At 33.5% G+C, this 1,721-nt stretch carries 1 protein-coding gene; it reads right to left on the bottom strand.

Annotation, left to right across the window (positions count from 1 at the left end; all coding sequences use genetic code 11):
- Positions 1–425: 425 nt before the first annotated feature.
- Positions 426–1,721: hybrid sensor histidine kinase/response regulator (locus F6K22_RS40165; protein ID WP_293110687.1), on the bottom strand; the 1,296-nt coding region annotated here is incomplete at its 5' end.

Here is a 1,721-nt window from a genome sequence, read left to right on the forward strand (position 1 = left end):
CTGCGTGACATGAAAAACGCGCGTTGTGCGGAACGCTAAACGCCATATCCAATCTCCCAAGAGAGAACAAAAAAATTCCTTTTAACCAATCCTCTTCTTTTTAAGAAGAGGTAATAATTAATTATTAGTTATTAATTATTAATTATTAATTATTAATTATTGAAGATCGACCTATTCATCAAATTTCTGGAAAATATCTACCCTAAGTTGAAGTTTTTTCCTGATTTTTAGCTTTCTATCCTAGATAACCAAAGCCTTTTTCCTTATTAGACATAGGCGTGATAATTAAAAATTAAATCAATCCCATACGCATAAATCATTAATTCTTTCCCCCTACTCCCCTACGGGCGATTCGCATAGATGCCCCTACTCCCTCTTTTCCGAAGAGGTCTATTGTACCGATGGTATCAAATTCGATCTAATTATTAATTATTTGGTAAACTAATCGTAAACTCAGTTCCTGTTCCTAATTCTGAAGTACAAGTAATTTTACCTCCATGTTTTTCTTCTACTATTTGCCGAGAAATTGATAAACCTAAACCTGTTCCTTTCCCCACTTCTTTTGTAGTAAATAAATGCTCGAATATTTTCTGTTTTACTTCCTCAGAGATTCCCTTTCCATTATCCCTAATCTTGATAATTGCCAATTGTATTTCATCCTCAATTTCTGTCGTAATACTAATCTGATTCGGTGCTGCTTTAATTTCGGCAAAAGTTTTCCCAGCATTACTTTCTTCTAGAGTATCAATTGCATTCGCCAGAATATTCATAAACACTTGATTTAGTTGCCCTGGATAACAGTTAATTTCTGGTAAATTTCCATAGTTTTTGACTACTTTTATTTCTGGTCGTTTTTCGTCAGCTTTAAGTCGGTTTTTCAGAATTAATAAAGTGCTATCTATGCCATCATGAATGTTAAATGGAGTTTTCGCAATTGTATCGGCACGAGAAAAAGTTCTCATTGATTTACTGATTTCGGCAATCCGATTAGCTCCTTCTTTCATAGACTCAATTAATTCTGGTAAATCTTCTCTCAAATAATCTAGTTCTATCTCTTCTATTTTCTTTTGAATTGTTGGACTATTATATTCAAATCCTTCTTGATAAAGTTGTAACAAATCCATTAAATCTTGAATGTATTCAGCGGCATAATCTAAGTTCCCAGAAATAAATCCGACGGGATTATTAATTTCGTGAGCTACACCAGAAACTAACTGACCAATAGAAGCCATTTTTTCACTTTTAACTAATTGCAGTTGTGCTTTTTTTAGTTGTTCTAAACGTTCTTTTAATTCTTGATTTGCACTTTTTAAACTTTCAATCATTTGTTCTAAAATTAGATGTTGAGCCTGAATTTCTACCTCTTGATCTACGGTTTTTTTTTGCAATTGTTTCTGGAGTCTATATAAAGTAATATGGGTTTTCACGCGGGAAAAAACCTCCTCGGCATGGAAAGGTTTAGTAATATAATCAATTCCCCCTACTTCAAATGCTTTGATTTTATCAAAAACATCATCAAGGGCACTAATAAAAATAACAGGAATATCTTGAGTGCGAGGATCGGCTTTTAAATGCTTACATACTTCATAACCATCCATATCGGGCATTTGAATATCAAGTAAAATCAGATCGGGATAATCAAGATGAATGCCTTGGAGAGCAAGTTTTCCACTGGGAATTGGCCGGACAGTATAACCCTTGTATGATAATAAACCTATTAA

The organism is Okeania sp. SIO2F4, assembly GCF_010672385.1.
Lineage (GTDB): Bacteria > Cyanobacteriota > Cyanobacteriia > Cyanobacteriales > Microcoleaceae > Trichodesmium.